Source organism: Mesobacillus subterraneus, assembly GCF_003937825.1.
GTDB classification, from domain to species: Bacteria; Bacillota; Bacilli; order Bacillales; family Cytobacillaceae; genus Mesobacillus; species Mesobacillus subterraneus.
This window is the reverse complement of sequence record NZ_RSFW01000015.1, coordinates 73,664-99,501: the sequence shown is the minus strand read 5'-3', so window position 1 is coordinate 99,501 and position 25,838 is coordinate 73,664. Positions and strand designations below refer to the sequence as shown.

At 43.8% G+C, this 25,838-nt stretch carries 28 protein-coding genes and 1 other RNA gene; 11 read left to right on the top strand and 18 right to left on the bottom strand.

Translation table 11 applies throughout. The annotated features are described in order from the left end of the window. Positions 1–50: 50 nt before the first annotated feature. The gene (locus EJA10_RS14235) at positions 51–284 is read right to left on the bottom strand and encodes a DUF2249 domain-containing protein (protein WP_125480684.1); all 234 of its coding nucleotides are present in this window, start codon (positions 282–284) and stop codon (positions 51–53) included. Between the two features lie 297 nt (positions 285–581). On the opposite strand from EJA10_RS14235, the gene EJA10_RS23405 reads away from it, so the two are divergent. Beyond that, positions 582–731: a hypothetical protein gene (locus tag EJA10_RS23405; protein WP_170169146.1), complete on the top strand. Its 150-nt coding sequence runs from the start codon at positions 582–584 to the stop codon at positions 729–731. Positions 732–770: 39 nt separating this feature from the next. Here EJA10_RS23405 and EJA10_RS14230 read toward each other — a convergent pair whose 3' ends face one another. Continuing rightward, on the bottom strand, positions 771–3,134 hold the full coding sequence (locus EJA10_RS14230; protein ID WP_125480683.1) for a nitric-oxide reductase large subunit: 2,364 nt from the start codon (positions 3,132–3,134) through the stop codon (positions 771–773). 220 nt (positions 3,135–3,354) lie between these two features. Between EJA10_RS14230 and EJA10_RS14225 the strand changes: the two genes are divergently transcribed. The 5 genes from EJA10_RS14225 to EJA10_RS14205 all read left to right on the top strand — a co-directional run bounded on the left by EJA10_RS14225 (position 3,355) and on the right by EJA10_RS14205 (position 6,170). Beyond that, on the top strand, positions 3,355–4,044 hold the full coding sequence (locus EJA10_RS14225) for a Crp/Fnr family transcriptional regulator (protein WP_125480682.1): 690 nt from the start codon (positions 3,355–3,357) through the stop codon (positions 4,042–4,044). Positions 4,045–4,145: 101 nt separating this feature from the next. Further along, on the top strand, positions 4,146–4,385 hold the full coding sequence (locus EJA10_RS14220) for a DUF2249 domain-containing protein (RefSeq protein WP_125480681.1): 240 nt from the start codon (positions 4,146–4,148) through the stop codon (positions 4,383–4,385). A 1-nt stretch (position 4,386) separates the two neighbouring features. Beyond that, a complete protein-coding gene (locus EJA10_RS14215; RefSeq protein WP_125480680.1) occupies positions 4,387–4,602 on the top strand; it encodes a DUF2249 domain-containing protein in 216 nt (71 codons plus the stop codon). A 5-nt stretch (positions 4,603–4,607) separates the two neighbouring features. After that, positions 4,608–5,852 carry a hypothetical protein gene (locus EJA10_RS14210; RefSeq protein ID WP_125480679.1) on the top strand — a complete coding sequence of 415 codons (1,245 nt, stop codon included), beginning with the start codon at positions 4,608–4,610 and terminating at the stop codon, positions 5,850–5,852. A 15-nt stretch (positions 5,853–5,867) separates the two neighbouring features. Continuing rightward, positions 5,868–6,170, top strand: coding sequence for a metal-sulfur cluster assembly factor (locus tag EJA10_RS14205; protein ID WP_125480718.1), 303 nt, complete (start codon positions 5,868–5,870; stop codon positions 6,168–6,170). 90 nt (positions 6,171–6,260) lie between these two features. Here EJA10_RS14205 and EJA10_RS23400 read toward each other — a convergent pair whose 3' ends face one another. The 8 genes from EJA10_RS23400 to EJA10_RS14170 form a co-directional block, all read right to left on the bottom strand. Continuing rightward, the gene (locus EJA10_RS23400; RefSeq protein ID WP_170169145.1) at positions 6,261–6,428 is read right to left on the bottom strand and encodes a hypothetical protein; all 168 of its coding nucleotides are present in this window, start codon (positions 6,426–6,428) and stop codon (positions 6,261–6,263) included. 520 nt (positions 6,429–6,948) lie between these two features. Then, entirely contained in the window at positions 6,949–8,091 is a 1,143-nt protein-coding gene (locus EJA10_RS14200; protein WP_125480717.1) for a THUMP domain-containing class I SAM-dependent RNA methyltransferase, read from the bottom strand. Positions 8,092–8,224: 133 nt separating this feature from the next. Continuing rightward, positions 8,225–8,613, bottom strand: an RNA gene (gene rnpB / locus EJA10_RS14195) — RNase P RNA component class B. Between the two features lie 83 nt (positions 8,614–8,696). Further along, positions 8,697–8,996, bottom strand: a complete 300-nt coding sequence (gene gpsB, locus EJA10_RS14190) for a cell division regulator GpsB (protein ID WP_125480678.1) — start codon at positions 8,994–8,996, stop codon at positions 8,697–8,699. 153 nt (positions 8,997–9,149) lie between these two features. Beyond that, positions 9,150–9,710, bottom strand: coding sequence for an SLOG family protein (locus EJA10_RS14185; protein WP_125480677.1), 561 nt, complete (start codon positions 9,708–9,710; stop codon positions 9,150–9,152). Between the two features lie 108 nt (positions 9,711–9,818). Continuing rightward, complete coding sequence (locus tag EJA10_RS14180; protein WP_125480676.1) at positions 9,819–10,130, bottom strand: CotD family spore coat protein; 312 nt, start codon at positions 10,128–10,130, stop codon at positions 9,819–9,821. Positions 10,131–10,518: 388 nt separating this feature from the next. After that, the gene (locus tag EJA10_RS14175; RefSeq protein WP_125480675.1) at positions 10,519–11,799 is read right to left on the bottom strand and encodes a ribonuclease H-like domain-containing protein; all 1,281 of its coding nucleotides are present in this window, start codon (positions 11,797–11,799) and stop codon (positions 10,519–10,521) included. A gap of 18 nt (positions 11,800–11,817) precedes the next feature. Then, entirely contained in the window at positions 11,818–14,094 is a 2,277-nt protein-coding gene (locus tag EJA10_RS14170; RefSeq protein WP_125480674.1) for a DEAD/DEAH box helicase, read from the bottom strand. Positions 14,095–14,291: 197 nt separating this feature from the next. Between EJA10_RS14170 and EJA10_RS14165 the strand changes: the two genes are divergently transcribed. After that, positions 14,292–14,984: a Crp/Fnr family transcriptional regulator gene (locus EJA10_RS14165; RefSeq protein WP_125480673.1), complete on the top strand. Its 693-nt coding sequence runs from the start codon at positions 14,292–14,294 to the stop codon at positions 14,982–14,984. A 51-nt stretch (positions 14,985–15,035) separates the two neighbouring features. Here EJA10_RS14165 and hcp read toward each other — a convergent pair whose 3' ends face one another. Then, positions 15,036–16,337 (bottom strand): hydroxylamine reductase, encoded by a 1,302-nt coding sequence (gene hcp, locus EJA10_RS14160; protein WP_125480672.1) that lies wholly within the window; start codon positions 16,335–16,337, stop codon positions 15,036–15,038. Positions 16,338–16,556: 219 nt separating this feature from the next. Here hcp and EJA10_RS14155 point away from each other — a divergent pair, with 219 nt between their 5' ends. Continuing rightward, a complete protein-coding gene (locus tag EJA10_RS14155) occupies positions 16,557–17,030 on the top strand; it encodes an Hsp20/alpha crystallin family protein (protein ID WP_125480671.1) in 474 nt (157 codons plus the stop codon). A 177-nt stretch (positions 17,031–17,207) separates the two neighbouring features. On the opposite strand, the gene EJA10_RS14150 is transcribed toward EJA10_RS14155, so the two are convergent. Next, complete coding sequence (locus tag EJA10_RS14150) at positions 17,208–17,750, bottom strand: YppG family protein (protein WP_125480670.1); 543 nt, start codon at positions 17,748–17,750, stop codon at positions 17,208–17,210. A 192-nt stretch (positions 17,751–17,942) separates the two neighbouring features. Here EJA10_RS14150 and EJA10_RS14145 point away from each other — a divergent pair, with 192 nt between their 5' ends. After that, entirely contained in the window at positions 17,943–18,140 is a 198-nt protein-coding gene (locus tag EJA10_RS14145) for a YppF family protein (protein WP_125480669.1), read from the top strand. A gap of 45 nt (positions 18,141–18,185) precedes the next feature. On the opposite strand, the gene EJA10_RS14140 is transcribed toward EJA10_RS14145, so the two are convergent. From EJA10_RS14140 to EJA10_RS14130, 3 genes are all read right to left on the bottom strand, one after another. Continuing rightward, a complete protein-coding gene (locus tag EJA10_RS14140; protein ID WP_125480668.1) occupies positions 18,186–18,557 on the bottom strand; it encodes a YppE family protein in 372 nt (123 codons plus the stop codon). A gap of 86 nt (positions 18,558–18,643) precedes the next feature. Further along, positions 18,644–18,889, bottom strand: a complete 246-nt coding sequence (locus EJA10_RS14135) for a hypothetical protein (RefSeq protein WP_125480667.1) — start codon at positions 18,887–18,889, stop codon at positions 18,644–18,646. Between the two features lie 417 nt (positions 18,890–19,306). Beyond that, positions 19,307–20,290, bottom strand: a complete 984-nt coding sequence (locus EJA10_RS14130) for a DUF2515 domain-containing protein (RefSeq protein WP_125480666.1) — start codon at positions 20,288–20,290, stop codon at positions 19,307–19,309. Positions 20,291–20,413: 123 nt separating this feature from the next. Here EJA10_RS14130 and recU point away from each other — a divergent pair, with 123 nt between their 5' ends. Then, positions 20,414–21,031, top strand: a complete 618-nt coding sequence (recU, locus tag EJA10_RS14125; protein ID WP_125480665.1) for a Holliday junction resolvase RecU — start codon at positions 20,414–20,416, stop codon at positions 21,029–21,031. 33 nt (positions 21,032–21,064) lie between these two features. Further along, positions 21,065–23,632 (top strand): penicillin-binding protein 1A, encoded by a 2,568-nt coding sequence (locus EJA10_RS14120; RefSeq protein WP_125480664.1) that lies wholly within the window; start codon positions 21,065–21,067, stop codon positions 23,630–23,632. Positions 23,633–23,684: 52 nt separating this feature from the next. On the opposite strand, the gene EJA10_RS14115 is transcribed toward EJA10_RS14120, so the two are convergent. From EJA10_RS14115 to EJA10_RS14105, 3 genes are all read right to left on the bottom strand, one after another. Next, positions 23,685–24,035 (bottom strand): YpoC family protein, encoded by a 351-nt coding sequence (locus tag EJA10_RS14115; RefSeq protein ID WP_170169144.1) that lies wholly within the window; start codon positions 24,033–24,035, stop codon positions 23,685–23,687. Positions 24,036–24,049: 14 nt separating this feature from the next. Then, positions 24,050–24,703: an endonuclease III gene (nth, locus tag EJA10_RS14110; protein WP_125480662.1), complete on the bottom strand. Its 654-nt coding sequence runs from the start codon at positions 24,701–24,703 to the stop codon at positions 24,050–24,052. A 256-nt stretch (positions 24,704–24,959) separates the two neighbouring features. Beyond that, a complete protein-coding gene (locus tag EJA10_RS14105; RefSeq protein ID WP_125480661.1) occupies positions 24,960–25,667 on the bottom strand; it encodes a DnaD domain-containing protein in 708 nt (235 codons plus the stop codon). Between the last annotated feature and the right edge of the window lie 171 nt (positions 25,668–25,838).

Sequence of the window (25,838 nt, the reverse complement as noted above, 5' to 3'; positions counted from 1 at the left end):
AACAGCAGGCAAACCTGCTGCTAGGGAGAATCAGAGGGTATTAAGTATATTTATTTCGTCTTCCCGATCGCTACTCTCCAGGTTTCAGGTCCTTCTTCAAGGTACTCCCAGGAGAAAGTTTCCGGACGCTCCATCATAAACTGATATTGAAGCGGCCTTGGATCATGGTCATTTACAATTTGCATGAATTCTCCTGGTGCAAGAGAATCGAAGTTCTTGAATATAGTAGGGTGTTTTTCCCGCGGTGCATAATCAGGTACATTGATCACAACGTTAAAAGTCATTTCACTCTCTCCTTTACGGAACTTATTTTCTTTACACTATTATTATAGAATCGGATCCATCCAGCAGTAGTGAGCCGGGTCACAGTTGCGCTATGATATTGTTTGTGAATAGATGCAGGAAATGATTCGACTGGTACTTTTCTTTTGGTGTGCCTGTCAAAAACTCTCCTATTTCAGGCAGCTTTGGGAACTTCCCTTGCTAACTTGTCCAAAGGTACACCTGCTTCGGACAAGTTCCTATTCTTGAAAGGAACTTCCAGGCATTATCCCGAACTATAAAACCAGGAGGGGATCAACATGAAAGAATTTGTAGGCAGCTGTCATTTGTGCGGCAAGGAAATTTTCTGCATGGATGGCTTTTTAAATGGGATACATACAAAAGAAGGAAAAGTACTTTGCTTTGATTGTGATGTGAAAGAGAACGATTACAAAAACAAGGAAGCATAAAAACCGCAAAGCGCTGTCGCTTTGCGGTTTTTTTATCGTTTATTCTTCATCAACAGCAAGATCGATAACCGGAAGCTTTTCTTCTTCTTTATGAGTGACCTTGCGAAGATTGAACAGTGCCTTGATGCTGAAGATTGCCAGAGCAGCTACGCCTATCAGGAAAATGGTGTCTGGAATCGCCCTTAATGTCAGCAGCATCTCGACTGTTTCCTGCTGCAGGAACTGTGATGAACGGGAAGCTGCATAGCCGTTGAAATAAGCTTCTTTAAGCTGAAGGTATCCAACTGGGATAAGCGACAGGAATACCATGCCCGCCAAGCCAACATTAAGCATGATGACAATGAATTTTACCCATTTGTCACTCCACTTCTCAGGTGAGACGATGTTTCGCAGTGAGTAGACGAGCACCGCGCCTGCGAACATTCCATATACGCCCATCATGGCTGCGTGTCCATGTGCTGGTGTCAGGAATTGGCCGTGCTCCAGGAAGCTTACTGCAGGCAGGTTGATCAAGAAGCCAAGTACACCTGCTCCCACAAGATTCCAGATGGCTACAGAGATGAGGAACCAGAATGTGCCTTTGTAAGGGAAATTCACGCCCCCGTCTCTCATCATTTTAAATTGTTCATACGCTTCAAGAATCAGCAGGGTTAACGGAATGACCTCGAGAGCCGAGAAGACAGAACCGAGTGCGATCCATACTTCTGAAGATCCGTTGTAATAATAGTGGTGGCCAATTCCGATTACCCCAGCTCCCATCAGGAGGATCAGCTGGAAGTATAATGCTTTTATTGTTGATTTTTTTGTAACAAGCTTCATTTGTACCATCAAGAAACCTATGACAACCACTGCGAAAACTTCAAAGATTCCTTCAACCCAAAGATGGATGATCCACCAGCGCCAATAGTCGGCAAAAGTATAATGCGTTCCAGGATTGATCATGAAAGCAAAGAAGTAAAATGCTGGTACCGCAATGGCTGAGTAGAACAGCAGGTGAATCAACCCGCCTTTGTCGGATTCCCTTTTCAAGCCGCTCTTGATGCCTCGGAACACGATAAACAGCCAGATGAGCATGCCGGTAGCGAGGATGAACTGCCATACTCGGCCCAATTCAAGGTATTCCCAGCCCTGATGTCCTAATAGGAACCAATTGTTTCCGAGGTAGCCATTGGCACCAAGCCACTGGCCGGTCATGCTTCCTGCCACCAGCACTACTAAAGCCCAGAAAAGGATATCAACCAGCAAACCCTGGCGTTTCGGTTCATGCCCGCCCACAAGCGGAGCGACGAAAATGCCCATTCCTAGCCAGGCTGTAGCAATCCAGAAAATTGCCAGCTGAAGGTGGAACCCTTTCGTGATGTTGAATGGCAGGATATCGTGAACCCACTTCATCCCGAAGAAGCTGTCTGGCTCAATGTAATAGTGGGCAAGCAGCGCGCCGAACATAGCCTGGACAAAGAATAGAACAGATACAACCGCGAAATACTTACCTGTTTTCAATTGTGAAGAAGTAAGCGGCAGCTTTCTTAAGTCAATGTTAGGGAAATTCCCTTCTGTATATGCCTCTTGCATCCCCAGGTGATAACGGTAGAAGACAAACAGGATCAGGCCAACAAACAAGATCAATATGGTCACACTGGCACCGCTCCACCAAATAGCCGAGAATGACATCGTGTTTCCAGCGTCTTCATAATATGGCCAGTTATTTGTATACGTGATATCATCATCGGGTCTTTCTGTACTGGATAACCATGCAGTCCAGAAGAAGAAGTCAGCTATCTGTTCAATCTGGTCGCCTTTTGAAACCCAAGCCCGAACACCATCTGGCATATGCTTTTCTTGAATCAATCCGGGTTTGAGGCCCCACTGGTCACCCTCCGTAAAAATCACATGGTAAAAGTCCCTTACTTTGTGATGTCCGTAAACCTGGGCATCTGTCAGTACCAATTGATCAGCATCTGCCTCGTAACGGTTTTCCCGCATTTCCTTCATTACTTGATCACGGATGATTGTCTGATCATCTACGGTCAATGCTTCAAAATTTTTCTGATATTTTTCCTGTGCCTTGAAGTCTTGCATTCCATCTGTATAAATTTTCAAAGCTTCTGCCGTGTAATCTGGTCCCATATACGAGCCGTGGCCCAATACAGTACCATAATCCATCAAACCATATTTCTGGAAGACCGCCTGTCCCCCCATGATGCTTTCTTTTGTTAAAATAATCTCCCCTTTTTCGCTTGTGACCTCAAGCGGCCTGGGAGCCATGTCTTTAAAGATCCAGTATCCGCCTGTGAGCAGTACTGTGAAGCTTAATAATAGTGTAATGATAAGTACGGATTTCAGCAGTGAGTTCCTATTTCTTTTTACCACTGCTTTTGTCGATGTTCCATGCTGGATTTCCATCTTCCATACATCCCCTTCCCTGATTGTTTTACACACTAATCATAAGGGTAGGCGGATTCGAACATTGTGAAGTACCTCATTTGTCAGGTGTGATATTTCACACAGGACTGAGAATTATTTTCAAAAAATCGTCAAAATATGATTCAGGTCACTTAGTCCTTTACATACGGTTGATAAAATTTAGCTATAAACTTAATTCGTATATAGAGGAGAAGATGATATGCATATTACCCAGATCAGACATCAATTGAAGGCTGTGCCGATTTTCAAAGAATTATCTTCAGAGGAACTGGATCCGATCGTTGAAATCGCCCAGCCAAGATTTTTTAAACACAAAATGTACGCTTTCATGCAGGGTGACACGCTAGATCGTGTTTTCTTCATCCATTCAGGAAAGGTGAAGATCTACAAAACAGATTCTTCTGGAAGAGAACAAATCGTCTCGGTCCTGGACGCTGGCGAAATGTTTCCGCATGCCGGCTTTTTCCGAAAAGGACAGTACCCTGCCCATGCTGAAATGATGGAAGATACACAGATGATTGTCGTTCCTATTTCAAAGTTCGAGGAAATTCTTGTTGCCTATCCGGAGCTTTCCATTAAATTATTCAGGGTCCTCGGAGAGAAAATCATCGATTTACAGGCTCGTCTTGAGGAGCAGATTCTTCATAATACGTACGAACAAATCATCATGATGCTCTTGCGCCTGTGCAAAACCAATGGAGAAAGGAAAGAAGACGGCTTTAAACTGACAACCCATTTTACCAACAGGGAATTCGCCAATATGATCGGAACATCTAGAGAAACCGTCAGCAGGACAATCAATTATTTAAAAAAGAAAGAGTACTTGAGTGTCGATGCTGATGGCTGTTACCTAATCAACCACGAAAAATTGCACCAGGAGTTGTTTTAATTTCTAATAGAGCTTACTAAGTGATGAGCATCACGGACATATCTACTGAAAATGATTGTCATTTAAATAGACAAGCAAACAGTTATAAGGAGCTGAAGAAAATGGAATTTAAAACAGTGGAATTAGATGTAAGAGAAGATATCAACAACAAGCTTGAACCATTCCAAAAAATCATGGAGGCCATTTCCAATCTGCAAAAGAATGATGTGCTGATCCTCCATGCACCCTTCAAGCCTGTTCCATTGTACGGGGTCCTGAAGGCAAAGGGATTTGAGCACGAAGCAGAAAAAATCGAAGCAAAACATTATCGAATCACTTTTACCAAAACAGGAGGGAAATAGGATGATCCTTGACAACCGTGGACTAGAGCCTCCCCAGCCAATGATGAGAACGCTGGCTGCACTGGAAGAATTGGACGATGGCCAGACGCTGGTAATCATTAATGACCGGCGCCCCATGTTCCTGTTTGAACAGCTTGATGAGTTGGGCTATCTGTACCTTACGGAGCAGCAGGAAGATGGAAGCTATCGAGTGACGATTTCCAAAAGAGCGGGGTGATTTCAATGATTCAGCCAACTAAAGGGAACGAGACGAACATAAAGCTTCCATTCTCGTTCATTGCCTTCAGCATGATTGCATTGATTTTATCTCAGTTGCTGATTTTGCTAAATGGAGATTTGCTCATTACAGGTACATTTCGTTTGCCAGCCATCTGGTCTGCCGCACACCTCTTTGTACTTGGCTGGGCCCTGATGGTCGCAATGGGAGCAATGTATCAACTGGTGCCCGTCGCTTTCCTGACCCCGATTTGGAATGAACGGTTCGGGTTTTGGCAATTTGCTCTCACGTCGATTGGGATTGCTTCTTTTGCGGCCACCCTTTATATCAATCCCCAGGACGCCCTTATTCCAGGGTTGCTGACATTGGCGGGCATATTGATGTTCCTGTTTCAAATGTTCATGACCTTAAGAAGCCAGGCAAAGCCGAATATTCTTACCTTGTTCGTCGGGACTGCTCTTTTTTCTCTCCTGTTGACCATTGTACTCGGCATCACGCTTGTCCTGAGCATGAATACAGGCTTCGCCTCAGCTTATTATCATGCAGTTTTTAAAACTCATATCCTATTAGGGACAGCCGGCTGGTTTTCGTTACTGATTTTCGGCTTTTCTTATAAAATGGTGCCGATGTTCTCACTTGCTCATGGTTATTCCATGAAGCCTGCTAACTATGTTTTTACTGTGTATTTTATAGGAATCATCCAACTGGTCTTTTCATTTATAACCAAGATCCAGTTACTTGAAATAATCGGCACCTTCTTCCTTTCCGCAGGTTTTATGGTTTTTGCCTGGCACGTCAAAAAAATCATTGATAAGCGCGTCAAAAAGAAACTCGACCGTCCGTTTATGTTTGCGTTATTGGCGATTGGTTTTGGGGCTGTCATTCATTTGGCCGCGTTTGCCGGCAGCCTGGCTGATCGGCTTCCAGTCATCATCGGACCGCTTCTCATTTCTTATCTGATCGCCTGGATCGCCTTCAGCATAATAGGCTATTTATATAAAATTGTCCCCTTCCTCTGGTGGACACACAAATACAGCAAGGAGATTGGCAAACAAAAAGTACCATCACTTAAAGACATGATGGATGAAAAGTTAGCATTGCCTCTCTTTACACTTTTTATTGCCGGGACGTTATTCCTTTTACTGAGCTTCTCCGTAAAGCTCTTGCCCGTCTTTTACCTGGGGCAGGGATTGAACGTAGTAGGAGCTGTGTTGTTCAGCTATATCATTGCAAAAGTTGTCATAAAATAAGGAGGGCTTAACATGATGGAACTAAAGGAAAAAATTAGGGAAAATTTGAAAACGGTATATGACCCTGAGTTGAATATCAATGTAGTTGATCTTGGTCTAATCTATGACATCGAAGTTCCTGAACCTCGTACGGCCAAAGTGATCATGACTTTGACGACTCCGGGCTGTCCGCTTCATGACAGCATTGCGAGCGGCATCAAATATTGCGTGCTTGGCATGGAAGAAATCGATCACGCAGATATCCAATTGACTTGGGAACCCGCCTGGACACCTGACCGGATGACTGAGGAAGGCAAAAAGCAGCTGCAGGGATTTTAGAATAATAAAAAGAAACGCTTGAGTCCAAGCGTTTCTTTTGCTTTTTAGGATTATTTAACCTGAAGCTGCTAAAATGGGCAGGTTATGCCATTATTTTGGATTTGACAAGCCAAATGACAATGCCTGGCGAAAGTTGCTTTCTGCTTCCTGCAATTCAGCCAGCTGGTCAACATCTGCCTGAAGTTCACTGCGCAAAGCTTCAGTACTAGAAGTAAGAGCTTTAGAAATTCTATGAAAATCGATATAAGAATAATTCATTGCCATCCCTCCACTCAATAAAGATAAAACTAGTTTATTCCTGAACCATTCCATTTATTCCTGGAAGGTGCTTTACACAGCAATGTTTTAAATTTGGACAGCTTTGCACTAATATCCTCTCTCCCAGTCCTTTTGGCAGTCCCTCACGGACAGCTTTGTCCCTTTTCCTCCTCAACCCGTCCTTTTGAACAGCCTTCACGGACAGCTTTGTCCCTTTTCCTCTTCAACCTGTCCTTTTGAACAGCTCTCACGGACAGCTTTGCACCTTTTCCTCCTCAACCTGTCCTTTTGAGCAGCCACTTACGGACAGCTTTGCACTAATATCCTCTCTACCTGTCCTTTTGACAGCCCCTTACGGACAGCTTTGCACCTTTTTCTCCTCAACCTGTCCTTTTGACTGCCCCTTACGGACAGCTTTCCGCCTGGACACTTCTACCCTTTCCATTTACTGACAAAAAATTCTTTCAAAAAGAGCAAAGAAAAAAGCCACATTTTATCATGTGGCTTTTTTTGCACTGGATTATTGTTCTGTCCGAGGCGGGCGTTTTCCCCAGTACTGATAGTAATCTGTACGGATGAATCCGTTAAATAATTTTCGTTTTTTGGTCGCTGGCTTTCCATACACCTGCTCGAAATTCTCGTTGGATGTGAGGATGTAAATGGACCAGGTGTCAAGGGATGCAAAGGTACGGCCCATTTCACTGTACATGTTTTCCACGGCTTTTTTCTCTCCTAGTCTCTCTCCATATGGAGGGTTTCCTACAATGACGCCATATTCTTTAGTTGTCGTGAAGTCCTGAACACGCATTTGCTTGAATTTGATCAAATCGCCAAGTCCTGCTTCAAACGCGTTTTCCTCGGCGATTTTAACTAGCCTGTGGTCGATGTCCATTCCGCTTATATCAAGTTGCTGGTCGTATTTTGCCAGATCTTCCGCTTCCACCCTGACTTCATCCCAAACGGAGTCAGGGATGATTGGCCAGCCTTCGGAGACAAATTCACGGTTGAATCCTGGTGCAATGTTCTGGCCGATCAGCGCAGCTTCAATCGGAATCGTCCCGGACCCGCAGAATGGGTCGACAAAAGGCTTGTCCGGATTCCAGTTCGTCAGCATGATCAAAGCTGCAGCCAAAGTTTCCTTCAGTGGCGCTTCCCCCTGCCCAGTTCGGTAACCGCGCTTATGAAGCCCGCTTCCGCTTGTATCGATTGTAATCGTTACAACATCTTTAAGGAGTGCCACCTCAATCTTAAATAAAGGACCGTTTTCCTCAAACCATGAAGTCTTTTTATAGGATTTCCTCATTCTTTCCACAATTGCCTTCTTCACAATTGCCTGGCAATCCGATACACTGAACAGCTTGGATTTTACGGATTTTCCGGATACCGGGAACTCGGCATCCTCCGGTAAAAACTGCTCCCACGGAAGAGCCTTCGTTTTTTCAAACAGCTCGTCGAATGTATAGGCTTTGAATTCGCCAACCTTGATTTTTACTCTGTCGGCAGTCCTGAGCCACATATTGCTTCTGGCAATGGCCCAGGCATCTCCCTTATAACTGATTCTCCCGTTTTCGACCTGGCAGTCATATCCCAGGTCACGGACTTCCTTGGCAACGATCGCTTCTAGCCCCATTGCCGAAGTTGCGATTATATCAAAATTCTTCATCATTTCACCCTTTATTTCAAGTATACTTATGTATCCATTATTACATTGCCCAATAACACTTAATATACATAAAAAAAGCTCTCCTGGCAAAAGGAGAGCTTTCATAAACACTCATACAAACCCATTAATAACGTTCTGTAAGCCATGTTTTGTACCATCGTACTGCAAACGACCAAAAGTCTCGTACTCCGGCGGTAATCATCTATCTACAGATGATGACTCATCTGTCCTTCCCTTTGTTCAGTTCCTCCAGGAAGGTGCCCCTACCATCGTTTGGGTTTCTCGCTCGTGGGGTTTACCTCGTTCCACCCTTCCAATTTCTTGGAAGGCTCCGTCACTGTGGCACTTTTATAGGTATTCATGCCATATCGTTACCGACTTAGGCATTTTCCCGGCCGTCAGCCGAGCGTGAGCCCGACTGCCCTGGCTTATGAATTGGCCAGGCACGAACACTACAGGCATCTCAGCCTGTGCGAGCATGGACTTTCCTCTGCAGCAGAGCTGCAGCGATTACCCGAACGTTATTAACAGCTACAAAAATTATTATATGGAACTTCGTTATGAAAAGCAATGGTAATACATTTCAAAAACTAGCAAGAAATGGATTAATCGTACAGTTTGTCACCAAACACATGCTTTTCAAGGTTGGACAGTCTTTTCAGGATGTCAAAATTCGTCGTTCCTGCAGCCTGCGTGCTTGGGCGGCGTGAAGCCTCGTCAAGCTGTTTCTTCAGGCGGAGATTGTCCTGTTGCAGCTCTTCAATCTCTTGCTGCATTGCTTCATAATCCTTAATGATCATATCAAGAAATTTATCTACATCTTCGGGCTTGTATCCACGCATTGCTGTCTTGAATTCTTTTTCTAAAATATCTTTAGCAGTTAATTGAATTTTATCTGATAGCATTCCATTCACCTCAATATACCCCAATCGTCACATTCATTTTTTCAAAAACAAGACGATTTGTCAATTTTCTTTTCTTTTCTGATTCTTTGCTTTTTAAGATGTCCATGATTTATGGTTTAGACGATAGCACGTTATTTAAAATATCTATTACCATTAAAACCCCTGCTGCTTCAACTGTTCTTCTTCTACGACTTCCTGCAAATCATATAAGGTGATCAGTTTTAATTCATAATTACTGGATTCATGCTGTTTTTTTGCTGTTTCATAAATGAACTTAGGACTGCCTTCCTTTTCAGGATCATACAGCAGAATCATTACATCGCTTTTTTCTACGAAAAATTGATTCTTAAGCTTGAATTGCCATGGATTTTCGTAAGGCTTCCGGGTTATGGAATCCACATGGTCTGCGCCAGCAAGCACAGATTCATACCATTCCTTGTTGGCCTCTTTCCAAGCTTCCTCCTGATTCAAGAACGGTGTGAATACGGACAGCTTCAGATCTGGGAATTCTTCCTGCAAATCGAGTACAGCCTCTCCTGCCCATAACTCAACACCAAGCTGACCACTGATCATCACCCATTCGAGACCTTCATCAATTAAAGGCAGCAAGCTTTTTTTTATAGCGATTTTTATGTATTCTGCCGCTGGATGATCATGCTGGAAAATGCCGAGTTCAAAAGGTTTGTAACCTGATATCGCAGCTATTTTAGCCATATAAACCCCTTCGCGAATTTTTTATTGCGTTATTCAATGCCTGAAAGTCGGGCTGAAATCAGACCTGTAAAAAAACAAGGGCTTTTTATAGCCCTTGTTGCCTTCATATTATCGACCAAAGCCCATTCCTGGACCAGGTCCAAAGCCCATTCCCGGACCAAATCCTGGGCGCGGTCTAGGACCGACAGGAGCAACTCCAGGAACCGGACCAGGACCGCCGTAATGGTTCTGGTGTGTCACCTGGTTCACTGTTGACTGAGTATGCGGGAAATAATGAACATGGTCGTAGTTGATGTGATTAACATTTGTTGTATGTGTTGGATGAACATGTGGTACGACGTTGTTGACAAAATTATGGTTCACACAGCATTTTGTAGGGTGTACCACAGTCGGTAATACATGTGTTGGTTTGCAATGCATTGTGCATAACTCCTTTCCTCTAGACTTATTGTTTACATTATCAGCCTATGAAGAAGTCATGCGTCTTGTACTAATGAAAACACCTATTTTTCAATAGAAACTTTAATTCATCGGTTGCCGTCCAGCTTAGAGGAATGTGTAGAAGTTGTCCTTCAAACCGCTGAAAATAACCGCGATGAGGGTGATGACAACAAAATAAAGAACCAAAACCGCTTTATACAATCTTACCAGCCCCGTAAATAATTTGATTTTTAAAACACCATACAATTCTACATTTTACAATGTCCCAAACCTACATACAACAGGATATTACAGGATTTATGCTGGTAAATGTTAAAATTTTGTTACAATTAAACAGAACCTGACGAATCTTGGCAAAAATACAGTTTCAGTTTGACGAATCCTGCGCTTGCCCGGGAAATTGTTTCCGGGAAATCCTCTTCAATCTTTTCTCTAATTCCACGGTAAGTTTCATGTCTTTTTTTGTTGAGCGGTGATTATCCTTATGGATATTCTCTGCCAATCGGCAATACCTCAGAGCAATTTCCAGATTCTTTTCCCGGTGTTCATAGTGCTTGGCAAGCTCAATACTCGCTTCAAGCCGTTGGATCGCGCTCCCCTTCTCAGTACATTCCTTCCAAAGGGAAACGGCTTCCCCCCACTCCTTTTGGCGCTTATGTTCAAACGCAAGGGCGTGCTTAGCTGATATTTCCTCTTCATTTCCTGCATTTAAAAGTCCGCTGAATGTTTGCTTTGCCTTGCCTGATTCACCAAGATAGGAAAACCAGCGTCCAACCTCAAAGGTTTCCTTTGCTGATCGGGATTGATCTCGGCCAAGAAGCTGGAACGATAAATGGGTATACAATGTCACCAATGAAAGGATATCCGTTTCATTGTGTTTGATCACGCCAAGAAGCCCTTCCGGATTCTTCCGTTCCAAAAAATCAAAATAAATCATAGGGGCCAAAAATCCAGGTATGTCATCCTTTCTTTCAAGGCCCAGCACTTCCTGTTCAACTATGCTCAGTTTCATCCGTTCAATCTTATGCTTCCACATCCGCCTTGCAGCGTGGTATAGATCAAAGTGTCCATAAGCAGGAAGCTTAGGCACATGATCCCTGACGAGCGTATGCCGCGTTTTAACCTGGGGCCAGTCGAAAGCCTTGCCATTATACGTTACAAGAGTGGTGTAATCTACATTTTCCAAAAAACTCTGGTATAAAGCTACTTCTGAACCAGGTCCCGGAAGAATATGCTGTTTCAGGTTTAAAGAACTACCCGAGATGCTTGCATGCCCCAAAAGAAAAATTGTATTGCCTGCTCCGCCGCCAAGACCTGTTGTTTCCGTATCGAAAAAAATGAGGTCACCAGGTCCATGCCCTGCAGCTGAAAGAGGGTGCAGCGTTTTCTCCCGGTTCCATAGTGAAACAGCTTCCAGCAAATCTCCAAACTGATAATCGCCATGCTGATGGTCCAATGGATAATTGACTTCCCTCACAAGACAGTACTGGCCGTCAAAATAGAAGGGGGAAACCTTTTCTTGTTCCCAAACTTCCCGAAACGGAATCTCTGGTGTTTCTTCCGCTTTTTTTAACGGCTTCCCCTCAGGCTTTTCCCTTCCACTCGATATATGCGGTTTCAGGCGGTTCAACTTGTTTTTGAGGCTCATCTTTTCCCCCTCCTCTCTTTACATAGCTGCTTTTAGGAATAAATCCAGTATTTTTACTACATCCTTTTTTGAATGAATCGATGTTGTATCCGTTCCAATACACGATGGGCACCCTTCGGCACACTGGCAATTCTTGACCATTTGCTTTGTCTGGCTAAGAATTTCCTCGAGACCTGAATAGATTTTTTCGCTTAGCCCTATTCCTCCAGGATAACGGTCATAAAAGAAAATGGTCGGTTTTTCATTATGGGCAGCTTTTACCTGTGGAACGACATGGACATCCGAAGGGTCGCACATCACGAAAAGCGGAGCAATATGCTTTAACGCCTGGGAAGTGCCGATCAATCCTTCTTCCAGACGGTCGTCACCAAACTCGGAAAGTTCTTTGTTCAAGGAAATCCACGCCGAACTCGTATGCAGTTCCTCCTCGGGAAGAAAAATCGGCCCTGAACCGATATTCTCGTGGGTTTCAAATCTTATTTTCTTGAAGATCGTGGCCATCGCCCTGACACTGACATCCCCAAAACCGATTTCTGTATCTTCATTCCCGCGATGCTTATCTTCTTCCAGCACGCTTAGCTGTACAGCAAGATTTGCATCTGTAAAATAATCCACATCAACTTCTCGAACGAATGCTTTCTTTTCCTCCCAATCCAGCTTTTCAACCTGGAATTGAATGCCCTGATGAAGATAAATAGCTTCCTCATGCAATAAAGTCATAGCCGAGAATGTATCCATTTCTCCAATTACCCGGACATTCGCGACATCGGATTGGTCGATGATGACCACATTTTCCTGGGATGCGGAGCGCAAGCTGATATTGTGAGCCGGAAAGGCATCATTCATCCAGTACCATTTGTCGCCGTTCTGGTGAAGGATTCGCTCTTCCGTCAAATATTCGAGTATTTCTTCGATTTCGGCCGCACCAAAAGTCTCTCCTTTTTTAAACGGCAATTCATAGGAAGCACACTTGATATGATCGATGAGAATGATCAGGTTATCAGGATTAATCCTTGCTGTCTCGGGGCTTCTATTAAAGAAATAATCCGGATTTTGGATAACGTACTGATCAAGGGGACTTGAGCTGGCTACCATGATCACAACTGATTCCCCATGACGGCGGCCGGCCCTGCCCGCCTGCTGCCAGGCACTGGCAATGGTCCCGGGATACCCGTTCATGATGCAGACCTGAAGCTGTCCTATGTCTACCCCCAACTCCAGGGCATTTGTACTGACGACTCCATATATATCACCTGATCGCAGCCCTTTCTCGATTTCACGTCTCTCTGTCGGGAGATAGCCACCCCTGTAGCCTCTGATCGCTTTCGGGCCAAGTTTATGTTTGACGAGCTCCTGAAGATACGTCAGCAGGATTTCGACTCTGACCCTGCTCCTTGCAAAGACAATTGTCTGGATCTTATTTTTCAAGAACTCTCCTGCAAGCTTCCTTGTTTCCAGCGTCGCACTCCTGCGGACATTTAGCGGGATATTGACAACTGGCGGATTATAAAACAAAAAGTGCTTCCTTCCTGAAGGAGCGCCATTATTATCGATCAGGACCATTTCTTTTTCGGTTAGTCCTTCTGCCAATTCCAGCGGGTTGGCAATTGTTGCGGATGTACATACAAATACAGGGTCACTTCCGTAATAGTTGCAGATCCTCTTCAATCTTCGGATAACATTGGCGACATGGCTGCCAAAAACGCCTCTGTATATATGCAGTTCATCAATCACGACATACTTCAGGTTCTCAAAAAGGGATACCCACTTTGTGTGATGGGGAAGGATAGCTGAATGAAGCATGTCTGGATTTGTAATGACGATATGCCCCGCCCTCCTTACCTTCTGGCGGATATTTGATGGAGTATCACCGTCATATGTATAGCTATTGATCGCAAGCTCTGCTTCCTGGATCAATTCGTTGATTTCACTCTTCTGATCCTGGGCAAGCGCTTTAGTAGGGAACATATACAATGCTCTTGCGTTTGGATCATTAATGATGGATTGAAGAACAGGCAGGTTATAGCAAAGTGTTTTCCCGGAAGCGGTCGGTGTAACCGCCACAATGCTCTGGCCCTTCATGATTTGTTCATACGATGACTTCTGGTGGGTATAAAGGCGGGAGATCCCCCTCCGCTCAAGGGCACTTCGCAAAATTTCACTCAAGTCTTCCGGCATATCTTTTGTCAATGCTTCCTTTTCCTCGATTGTATGCCAGTGGACAATATTCCTCTTCACCGATTCACTTACCTTTAAATCTTCTAATATCTCCTGCATACTTTTCCGGACTTTCATATCGTTCACCTCGTTATCCCTATTTTAGCGAATAAACGTTCGTTACAAAAGAAAAATATACAATTTATACATCTGCTAGTTTTTGGCATCAACTAGTCTGATTGAAAATGATTAAATTTGTATTTACCCTACGTACTGTCTGGTTTTTTGTTAAAATGATAAAGACAGATAAACCGCTTGATACTGGGGTGTTTCATTTGAATAAAAACGAAATCAAAGAGGTATTGTCCAAGTTCTCTCTGTTCAGGGACCTGGATGATTATGAACTAGGAAAAATTGTTGATATATCGATTGCCCGCGAATGGAAGAAGAACAGCCATGTTTTCATGCAAGGTGATTCCCTGGAAAATGTGTATTTCATTCATGAAGGAAAAGTGAAAATTTACAAAAGTGATGCGAATGGCCGGGAGCAAATCGTGGCGATTTTAAAGAAAGGTGAAATGTTCCCGCATGTCGGTTTCTTCCGCAAAGGCGGATATCCGGGCTATTCAGAGGTTTTGGAACAGGCAAGCCTGGTGGTCGTTCCGATTTCACAGTTCGAGAAGGTGCTGGTTGAAAATCCGCACCTGAGCATTAAAGTTTTCAAGGTGCTAGGGGAAAAGATTGTTGACCTCCAGGAAAGGCTGGAAGCCCAAATCTTGAACAACACATACGAACAAATCATCAAACTTTTGATCCGGCTCGGTGAGCTTCACGGGGAAAAGCAACAAGACGGCACAATCTTCCTAAAAGCGGACTTCACCAACAAAGATTTGGCAAACATGATTGGAACAACCAGGGAAACTGTTAGCAGGACGTTAACAAAAATGAAAAAGGATGAACTCATCGCTACAGACTCTGATGGCAATATGATTCTGGATCTCGATGTCTTGATGGATGAGCTGGTTTAAGACAAATTTAAGCCCGCAGCGATTGCTGCGGGCTTCTTTCTTTTCCTGATCTTATACTGTCTTGCTCAGTTCCATCATTGTTTCAAGATCTTCCTGTGCTGATGTAATGAGTTTCAGTCCAAAAGTTTCCTGCAGGACTTCCATCACGCCATCAGAAATGAATTCTGGCGGCTTTGGCCCAATGCGGATATCCTGAATGCCGAGGCTGAACAATCCAAGCAGGATCGCTACGGCCTTCTGTTCAAACCATGAAAGGACAATGCTGACAGGCAGCTCATTGACATCACATTCAAATGCATCAGCTAAGGCTTTTGCGATTTTCACCGTGGAAACAGAGTTGTTGCACTGTCCTAAGTCTAGGTATCTCGGGATATTCGTTCCAGGTACTACCCCATAGTCCACATCATTGAAGCGGAACTTACCGCAGGAAGTTGTCAGGATGACAGCCTCTGGAGGCAAGGAAGTGGCAAGTTCACGGTAATATTCCCCGCCTTTTCCTGGCGCGTCACAGCCTGCAATCACGAAGAAGCGTTTGATTTTTCCTGTTTTCACAGCTTCAATCACTTCCGGTGCCAGCCCAATGACAGTTTCATGGTGGAAGCCTGTCACCAAAGTATCTTCGGATTCCATGTTTGCCTCTGGAAGTTCAAGTGCCTTTTCGATTAACATCGAGAAATCATCGTTTTCAATCTTCCTTACGTTCTCAAGGCCTGCTACTTCGTATGTAAACATACGATCTGCATACGTTCCCTTGATTGGCATTACACAGTTTGTCGTTGCCAGAATCGCTCCCGGAAATTTTTCGAACAGACGGCGCTGGTCGAACCAGGCCTTCCCGATATTCCCTTTCAAATGCGGATATTTCTTCAATGCTGGATAGCCGTGTGCCGGAAGCATTTCAGAGTGTGTATAGATGTTGATGCCTTTACCTTCCGTTTGTTTCAGCAATTCTTCCAGCGCGAACAGGTTATGCCCTGTGACCACGATGCTCTTACCTTCAATTTTGTTTTGGCTGACTTTTACTGGCTGTGGAATGCCGAGACGGCTTGTATGTGCTTCATCAAGCAGCTCCATTACTCTGACAGCTGACTGGCCAACCTTCATGGCCATATCAATATGTTCCTGGACGTTAAAGTTTGAGTTCGTCAATGTCATATATAAAGCTTCATGCGTAGTCGCATCAACAAAAGGGTCTGTAAATCCGAGCTGATTGGCATGCGTCCTGTATGCCGCAATTCCTTTCAGCGCGAAAATAATCGTATCCTGCAGACTTGCAATTGTTTCATCTTTCCCGCAAACTCCTACTACCTTACATCCGCCAGTTGGCGTTTGTTCACATTGATAACAAAACATATGTGAATCCCTCTCTTCAGCTTTATTTTCTGTTCTCAGCATACAGAGGTTCACGGGGCTCTTATGTGACCTAAATCACACTAAAGGCACTTTTCACAAAGTGTTCAAAAAGCCAAGGCGGCCGAATAAAGTGAAAAACAGCCTCTTTACTGCAATTAACAAGGACATTCCCCATCACATATCCTATTATAAGTATTTTGCAGAGGAGGATGTGTACAGATGGCAACCAACCATCCTGATCGCCCAAAAAGACATGAAGCACTTGAACAATGGTTCAAATCCATGAATCAACTAATGCAGGAGAAGCCTGTTAAAGGTATACTGCAAAGCATCGATGATTTTTTCAGACAGCCTTTTCCCCACTCCCATTTCAATCTTGATATCGAGGAAACAGAGAAACATTATATTGTGACAGCAGAACTTCCCGGGGTAAAAAGAGAACAAATCTCCATTGACGTAATTGATAACACCCTTACGATCATGGTAAATAAGACCGACTTGACTGAAGAGATCAATGAGGTCGCCAGGACCCACAGGCAAAGGGCGGCGGTGCAAAGACTCAGCAGGACGATCCCTTTCTCCCATCCGATCAACGAGAAAAAAACCCGTGCATCCTATCGTGATGGACTGCTTGAAATCAGACTAGCCAAGAAGCAAGGAAAGAAAATCGATATTTTGATAGACCAGGAATAGGAAAAAGCAGGCACTTTGCCTGCTTTTTTTCATTGCTTTTATGCAATATACAGCTGCAAAATGCAGCCCCCATTTAGATGTCCTTCTCAATTCTTTCTTCTTGGGCAAAGAACAAGAGCCCGGCTGCCAGGCCAGGCTTTTAGACCATTTGTTCAATCATAGCAACTCACTTGACTGCTAGACCTTGAACATTCCGCCAAGACCTTTTACAAGAGAAGATACCTGGGTTACGGCATTCATCATTTGACCGGCGGTATCCACCATCTTATTGACATCGAGGCTGCCATCCTGCCCTTTAAAAGAGTTCATGATTGATTGCATGCCAGAAGGCTGCTTTGGCATGAAAGCATATTGAGGATAAGGGTTAAAGTTCTGGTAATCTGCCTGCGGGTTATAATACCCATAGATTGGGTCATCTTCAGACTGCAGCGGGTTTTGGAAAAGCATCTTTGCGTAATTATTTTTATGATCAGCCATCGGGTAAGCCTGATTCATTTGAGGCATGCCCTGCATATAAGGGTTCATTGGGTAGCCCTGCTGCATATATGGAGTTTGCCAATTCCCCTGCATCGAACCCCCGTAGGGATTATATTGTTGAGGGAGCGGCTGCTGCCGGTTCAACCCTTGGTTATTCCCGTTGAGCAAATTCGAATCTAGAAAATATTGATTTTCCCACCACTGCGGCTGATAGGCATTCATCTTATTCCTGCGGCCAAACATGGGCGAACATCCTCCTCCAATTATTCATTACGATATAATATGTTGCTTCCGCCCAGATGGTGATTGGATTGGAAAGGAATTCCGATTTTGTCTAATGGTGAAATATATTGTCGGAAGTTTCAATTTTTGAAAAACAATTGACCAATATGTTTTCGTGGTAACATTGTTTTAAATGATGGAGGAGGATGAAAAATGAACGTTCACGAACTGAAAAATCTGTTTGCCCAGACAAAGGAATACACTCCGGAACATGTTAATGAATTACTCGATTTCACAAAAAAGTCGTATATTCAGAATGAAATCACCATTCTTGAATACCGGAACCTTGTTCGTGAGCTGGAATTGCAGGGTGCCTTCATTCCCGAGGATCAAAAAGAAATTACTATCTAATGAAAGTTGAAGCACCAGATCTCTCTGGTGCTTCTTTTCTGATGACTATTCTCTCTTCTGATCAACAGCCAGGATCATACTGTTCAATATGAATTCAACTGACTGAAGCTGGTCAAGGAATCTCTTTTTGCTCGTTTCCGGAAAAAAGGCCTGAACCGAAATAACTTCCAGGTAATCTGCTGCTGTCTCAATCTGGTTGACATGCAGGTTCCTTGGCCTGTTATCTGTGAGCCATTTTATTGCCGCTTCTCTCCACAGCTCTGCCGCTTCCTTCACTTCGTCAGCAAATGGTTTGACCTCCATATGGAAATCTCCCCTTACCCCTTCTTGCTTTGCAGTCTGGAACCGTTCAGCGGCTGCAGCACTATATTTTAAAAGTTTCCTTGATAAAGTTATGATTTTATCTTTCTGTTCCATCCAACCATCCCGCTTTCTGTAAATCCTCAAAATAAAAAGTAGCCTTGTAAAAAAGCTACCAAAGAATGAGTCTATTCTATTATAGCTTAAAAACTTAATTCAAGTTTTAAAGCGGAGGTCTCTTGCTTGCCGCTCGTCGCCGCCATAGGCATTTTAGCTTCCATCCTATCGACAAGCACTCTTAATTCTTCCAATCTGAATGCATGTGATTGGCACATCTTCACACGCTGCACTTGCATGGATCCATGCATGTTCATATCTGTCTCATCGAGGCTATGGGCCATCTTGGTCAACAACCTTAACATCTCTTCCTTCTCAATTCCTGGCTTCATTTTAATCTCTCCTAACATCGTGTCATGTAAGATCTCAAAGCTTGGGACCTCTCCTGCAAGAGAACCAAATGGCATACAACACAGTAATCTATACACACTAGAATTCTACCTGCCATTAAATCCTCCTTCATGACTGACAAAACTAGAAGGAATTCGCCAAACAAAGTGTTTTTCAGCAGGAAGGGTTTCATTCTTCGACAACCGATTCGCCGAATGAAAAATACAATAATGAACAAACTAATCTCGGGAGGTGTTCAGATGAATAAAAAACAAAATAAAACTGCCAAGCAGCCGAATAACAATACCGAGAAAAAAGTAGGTTATGGAGACAAAAAGCTTGAAGGACCTAATCGTCCTGCAGAATGAGGCAAAAAGCAAGGGATTCCCTTGCTTTTTGTTTTGCTCGAATCCTGTTGCTCAGGTGTTAAATAGATCCTTTAAGGCGATCAAGGCATGCAGCTGCTTTTGCTTCTGCTCGTGCCACTTTGTTAAGTGGGTTGGATGCCTGTGTTCCACATCAAGCTTGATCCATTCCCGCTTAAACGTTCTCTCCTCATACCAGTCCTTCTGCCCCTGGTCATGATGACTGATGACCGGGTAGGTCGTTCGCAAAAATGGAGTATCCCTTTTCTTATGGACAGGAAAGTATTTTTCATAATCATGCCTTGATGCGGTGTGCTCAGTGTTAAGCGCAAACTCAAGGAAATACGGGTAAAGCCCCGGATTGAACAGAATGTCTGCAAGCCTCTTCCCTAAATTGATCCTTTTGCTGATCGACCTGAATCCATTCACACTCGCCCCAAACAGTTCCCCTTCACAAGTTGGAAATAGCACCGTACTAAAATGCAAATAATCCTCAAATGAAAACATGAACGTATTGAACACCCGCTTTTTATAGACAGGGTGCTTGATTACCGGTTTATGAATTACATTTTGTTCGTTTATGATCAGTGCTGTCATCAGCCGTTTCTTGTTGCCTCTTTCCCAAAACAAGCTCCATTCCGCCTCCATGAATTGCGAGACATCCAGGAATTTCAGCAAGTGAAACATTGGAGCGTTTTTTTTCGTCGAATATGAGTATAGAAGGAGTTGAGAAAAAGCATCACGGAAAATTAGCCAATTTGCCCTTTCATAAGTCAGGAATAACCGGTGCCTCAAAGGTGCCTCAAGCATCTTAGGAAACCAGTCTCCTTCCAGGTCACACATGTTATAGCCGCCGTTCCTTGAAACCATGCTTGCCAGGAACGACCAGATCATTTCGGGATATTCAAGATAAAAATCCAGGTAGGCTTTTGTTCTTGAGATATTGTCCAGATTTTTTTTGTCCGTCTCAAACTTGATCTTTTGGATGATTTCCGCCTCATGATCCGGGAGTTGTAATAATTGAGGATTTTGGGTCATTGACACACCTTTTCACTTCTTATTCTATAGGTTCTTTTTAGGTTGATTTGAAATGGGGCTTTTTATTCAACCCAAAGGGCTTCATATTTGGTATGATATAGAGTAGTCTGCGAGGTGGCCAACTTGATTTTTAATTATCCAAACGGAAAAAAATATATCGCGAATGCGAACACGGACCAGGTCAATAAGGTCAAAAAAAACAAGAACGCGGCATACAGCAACAGGGGGATGACGCTCGAAGAGGACCTGAATGTAACGAACTCCTTCTATCTGGACCGGGGAGTGGCGGTCATCCACAAGAAGCCTACGCCTGTCCAGATCGTCAATGTGGATTATCCGCGCAGGAGTGCAGCCGTCATTAAAGAGGCATACTTTAAACAAGCGTCTACTACAGACTACAATGGGATTTATAAAGGGAAATACATTGATTTCGAAGCAAAGGAGACAAAGTTCACAACATCATTTCCACTGAAAAACTTTCATGAACATCAGATTGCCCACATGAAAGCCGTCCTGAACCAGGAGGGTATCTGTTTCGTCATCCTGCGTTTTTCAACGGAAGAGGAAGTATATCTTCTTGAAGCGGCCCATCTGCTCACATTTTGGGAAAGGATGGAGACTGGCGGCAGGAAGTCAATCACCAAAGAAGAAATCATGGAATACGGCCACCGGATCCCGCTCGGACTTCACCCGAGAATTGACTATATTAAAGTTATCGATTATCTTTATAAACTTAGCTAGCTTTTTTTACTGCGAGAAAGGAATGAACTATATATGGCACAGAAACCGCAAACAAGAGAGGAGCGGCGCAGACAGCAGGCAGCCAAAAACAAAAAGCCTGCAGGCAAGAAAGCCAAAAAAGGAATGTTTAAGAAAATCTTCCTGGCGCTGATCGCCCTTGGCATCATTGGCATGCTTACTGGAATCGCTACCTTCGCTTTTATGATACAGGATACGCCAAAGCTGGATGAATCCTTACTCAAAGATCCGATCTCTTCAAAGATTTATGATATGGATAAAAAACTCGTTACAGAAGTGGGCTCCCAGAACAGGGACTATGTCTCCTATGAAGATATACCGAAGCTGGTCGAAAATGCTTTTCTGGCAACAGAAGACGTCAGATTCTATAAACATAACGGCATTGATATTATCCGCCTTGGCGGAGCCGTCATCGCCAATGTCACCGAAGGCTTTGGTGCTGAAGGAGCTTCGACGATCACCCAGCAGGTCGTAAAGAACTACTTCCTTGGATTCGAAAAAACCCTTTCAAGGAAAGCACAGGAAGCATGGCTTGCCTACCAGCTGGAGCAAAAATATACAAAACAGCAAATTTTTGAGATGTATGTAAATAAGATCTATATGTCTGAAAACATGCATGGTGTCCTAACGGCTTCGAAGACTTACTTCGGCAAGGATGACCTGAGCGAGCTTGAGCTTCATGAAGCTGCCCTGCTTGCAGGCATGCCGCAAAGCCCTAACAACTATAATCCTTTTACAAACCCGGAAAAAGCGGAGCATCGCCGGAACGTCGTTTTATCCTTGATGCACCAGCATGGGTTCATCACAAAGGAAGAAAAAGAGAATGCACAGAAGATCCCTGTTACGTCCACCCTTGTAAAGGAAGAGGACCGAAAGAACAAAAAAGAAGAGCCTTTTGATGCCTTTGTTGATATGGTCATCGAAGAGGTTACCGAAAAAACCGATTTTGATATTTTCTCCGACGGATTGGAAATTTATACGACACTCGATCCTAATGCACAAACACATGTTGAAAGCATCCTGAATACTGACGCTGCAGTCCAGTATCCAAACGATGACATGCAGGCAGCCATCACACTGCTTGATACACAGACCGGCGAAATCCGCGCAATCGGCGGCGGCCGCAACCAGCAGGTAAAACGTGGATTGAATTACGCTATTGATGAGAAGAGGCAGCCAGGTTCCACCATTAAGCCGATCCTCGATTATGGTCCGGCCATCGAGCATCTGCGCTGGGGAACCTACCATATGCTCGAAGATAAGCCAATGACATATACAACCGGTGAGCCAATTCGAAATTGGAATAATAAGTACAATGGCGTCATGACAATGAGATCAGCCCTTGCAAAATCGATCAATATCCCTGCGCTTCAGGCATTCCAGGCCGTCGGCGCGGAAAAAGCAAGGGAATTCGGAGTTAATCTTGGCTTGACTCTGAAGGATCCAATTTATGAATCAGCTTCAATCGGCTCGCATGAAATTGCACCGATTGAAATGGCTGGTGCTTATGCAGCATTCGGCAATAATGGATTTTTCACTGAACCATATTCTGTCAAGAAAATCGTTCTCCGTGACAAGACAGAGATTGATCTGACTCCTGAGACAGAAGTTGTCATGAAGGATTACACAGCGTTCATGATTTCCGACATGCTCAAGACTGCGATCAAAGAAGGTACCGGAGCAACATACGCGAATATTCCTAGACTCCATGTGGCGGGAAAAACCGGAACAACCAACTACACTAAAGAGGAAATCAGCGAATATGGCATCCAAAACGGAGGCGTTCCCGATTCATGGTTTGTCGGCTATACAACCAGATACACGGCTTCTGTATGGACCGGCTATAAAGACAGGAGAACAGCTCTTTATGGTAACGAACAAAAGATTTCACAGATGCTCTTCAGGAATTTGATGACGCATGTCTCAAAAGATGTCGATACACCCGATTTCACCGTTCCGAAGAGTGTAGAAAGAGTACAGGTGGAAAAAGGAACTATGCCTGCCAAGCTTGCAAGTGAGTATACTCCAAAGGACCAGATTCTTTACGAATGGGCAGTAAAAGGCAATGTTCCAAAAGAAGTCTCCAAGAAGTTCGATAAAATCAAAACACCTGGCAAACTTGAAGCAAAATATGATGAAAAGAAAAACGAAATCATCCTTACCTGGGAATTTGATCAGAAAAATACAACGGATATCAAGTTCGAGGTTACCGCTTCCCTTGATGAAGGACCTGAACAGCCACTGACCACGACAACTGATACTGGATTAAAAATTGCCAATGCTGTTCCAGGCGGAATCTATTCGTTCAAGGTTACCGCTGTCAGAGGTGAACAACGTTCTGATCCTGCGACTATTAAAATCCAGGTACCAGAGCCTGCTCAGCCTGAATCGGATGAAAACGAAGATGAAGTTGAAACGGGCAATGAGAATGGAAATGGCAGGGGCAACGGCAACGGTAATGGCCAGGGAAATGGAAACGGCCAGGGTAACGGAAATGGCAACAGTAACGACCCTGCAGATGCAAATGATGCAAATGATGGAGATGATGGAGATGATGGAGACGAGGAAGGGGATAATGAATAACTCCTCCACTCTTCCCATCGGATCATCCCTATAAAAAAGAAACGTCCTGAATTTACTCAGGACGTTTCTTTTTTGCTTTACTCAAGGCTTTCTGCTTTGCAAACTGCTTCTCTTGCTCTGCAAACAATTCAGAGAGCTGGATGTATGAATGATATAATTTCGGCCTGGATGAAATGAAGTCGATTCGTTCCCGGAGATTGACAGGCTTGGCCTTACAATCATCAATGGCGCACTCTTCAGGATCCAGTCCATTTGTTGTGAATAGCAGCGCTTTAAAAAGTTCAATTGCCTTTTTCATTTCAGGCTGAGCCTTCTCGATATTCCTGGTCTTATAGTACTCTGCAAGTTCGTTTCTGCACTGATTCCACTGACCTAAGATTGCTTCCACTTCGTTCTCATTCAAAAATTGCCTGTCCCTCATTGTGTCTTACCCTTCATCCGTTTTTTGCCTTCCCTGCACACTTCAAGCAAAGGACAAGTCTCGCACTTCGGATTCTGTGCCTTGCAATGGTATCGTCCAAAGAAAATCATTCTGTGGTGGGTAATGGACCATTCCTCTTCGGGAATTTTCTTCATCAATGTCTTTTCAACCTCGAGCACGGAATCCTTCCATCGGCAAAAAGCCAGGCGCTTGCTGACTCGCTCGACGTGGGTATCAACAGCAATCGCCGGGACGCCGAATGCAACGGACACCACGACATTTGCTGTTTTACGGCCCACTCCTGGCAGCTTGGTCAATTCATCCCTGTCAGCAGGAACCACGCCGTCATAATCATCAATCAACATCCTGCAAAGCTTTTGAATATTTTTCGCCTTGTTCCGATACAATCCGATTGATCGGATGTCCTGCTGGAGTTCTTCAAGTGAAACACTTAAGAAATCTTCAGGGGTTTTGTATTTTTGGAACAAGTCTTTTGTCACTTTATTGACCAATGCATCTGTACACTGCGCGGAAAGAGCGACAGCAATAACCAGCTCAAAGGGATTGGAGTGCACCAGTTCGCAATGTGCTTCCGGGAACATCCTTCCCATTTCATCTAGACAAAACCTGATTTGCTGTTTATTCAGCATGTTTTTCACCACATTCCTAATGAACTATATTTTCTTAAATTCTGTTTTCCCATTGATTGTTGCTTTTCGTATTCTACACTTTACCGCATTTTGTAAGGCTTCGGGACTCTCTTCTTACTGCACCTTAACCAAATAGGCTTTAATAACCCGTAAAAAACCCAACCGATTTTTACTTTTGTGTCAGGAAGGGACAAAGTTTACGAAAAGAGCTTAAAATAGCTTAAAAAAAAGAGAGAAATGAATTCTCCCGTAGCGATTATTGTTCAAGCCAATTATAGAATGGAACTGGATTCGCCGATACTTTCGGTTCCTCTTTCGCAATCCTGGTTGTGTTCTGATGCTGCCTGAATTTCCGTCCATAGCTTTTGGCCTGTTCGATCGTCTTGATCCCATTCTTCTTCCATTCAAAAAGAATTCGGTCTATGTACCGAAAGTTCAATTTTCCCGAAATGACAGCTTCTCTTAAAGCAGCCTTGATAATGATTGGGTCGTGGTGGTCATCGTCCATCCACATGGCAAGGGATTCGCATTCAAACGGTGATAATGGCCGTCCGAATTCTCTTTCAAAGGCTGTATACAGGTCGGTTTCTTCCTTCCTGTCCAATTGCTCTTTCTCTTGCTTCCGCTTAAGCATGAACTGGTCAAAAAGCCTTTCCCAAAGCGGCTCGAGAGAATATTTTTCATATCTGATCCCATCAGCTGAATCTCCATCATTTATGGAAATAAATCCTCTTTGAATGAGTGCGCGGAGCAAATCTGTGCATTCGAATGCTGATATAGTCATGCGGGCTGCAAGTTCTGTAGGGGTAGGAAATTCATTGCCTTTTTCCGAAAAATAGAAGACATGGAGCAGCAAAGCTAGTTCTTGTTCATTCAATCTCATTTCTTTGTACTGTGTCAGAAGCACAGCGGGAATCGTCACATTCCCTTCTTTCAGCCAATCTAACATATCTGCTTTTTTCATTCCGGACACCTCTTTTCATAGTATAGCATGAACAAGCCCGGCTGGTAATAAAATAGAAGAAGATTAAAAAGGGAAATTAGTCGAAAAATAGCGATAAATGTTCCTGGCCATTATATGTTTTGGGCTCTTAATAAACTATATTTTAATGGTTGTGAAATTTCCCATCGTTAC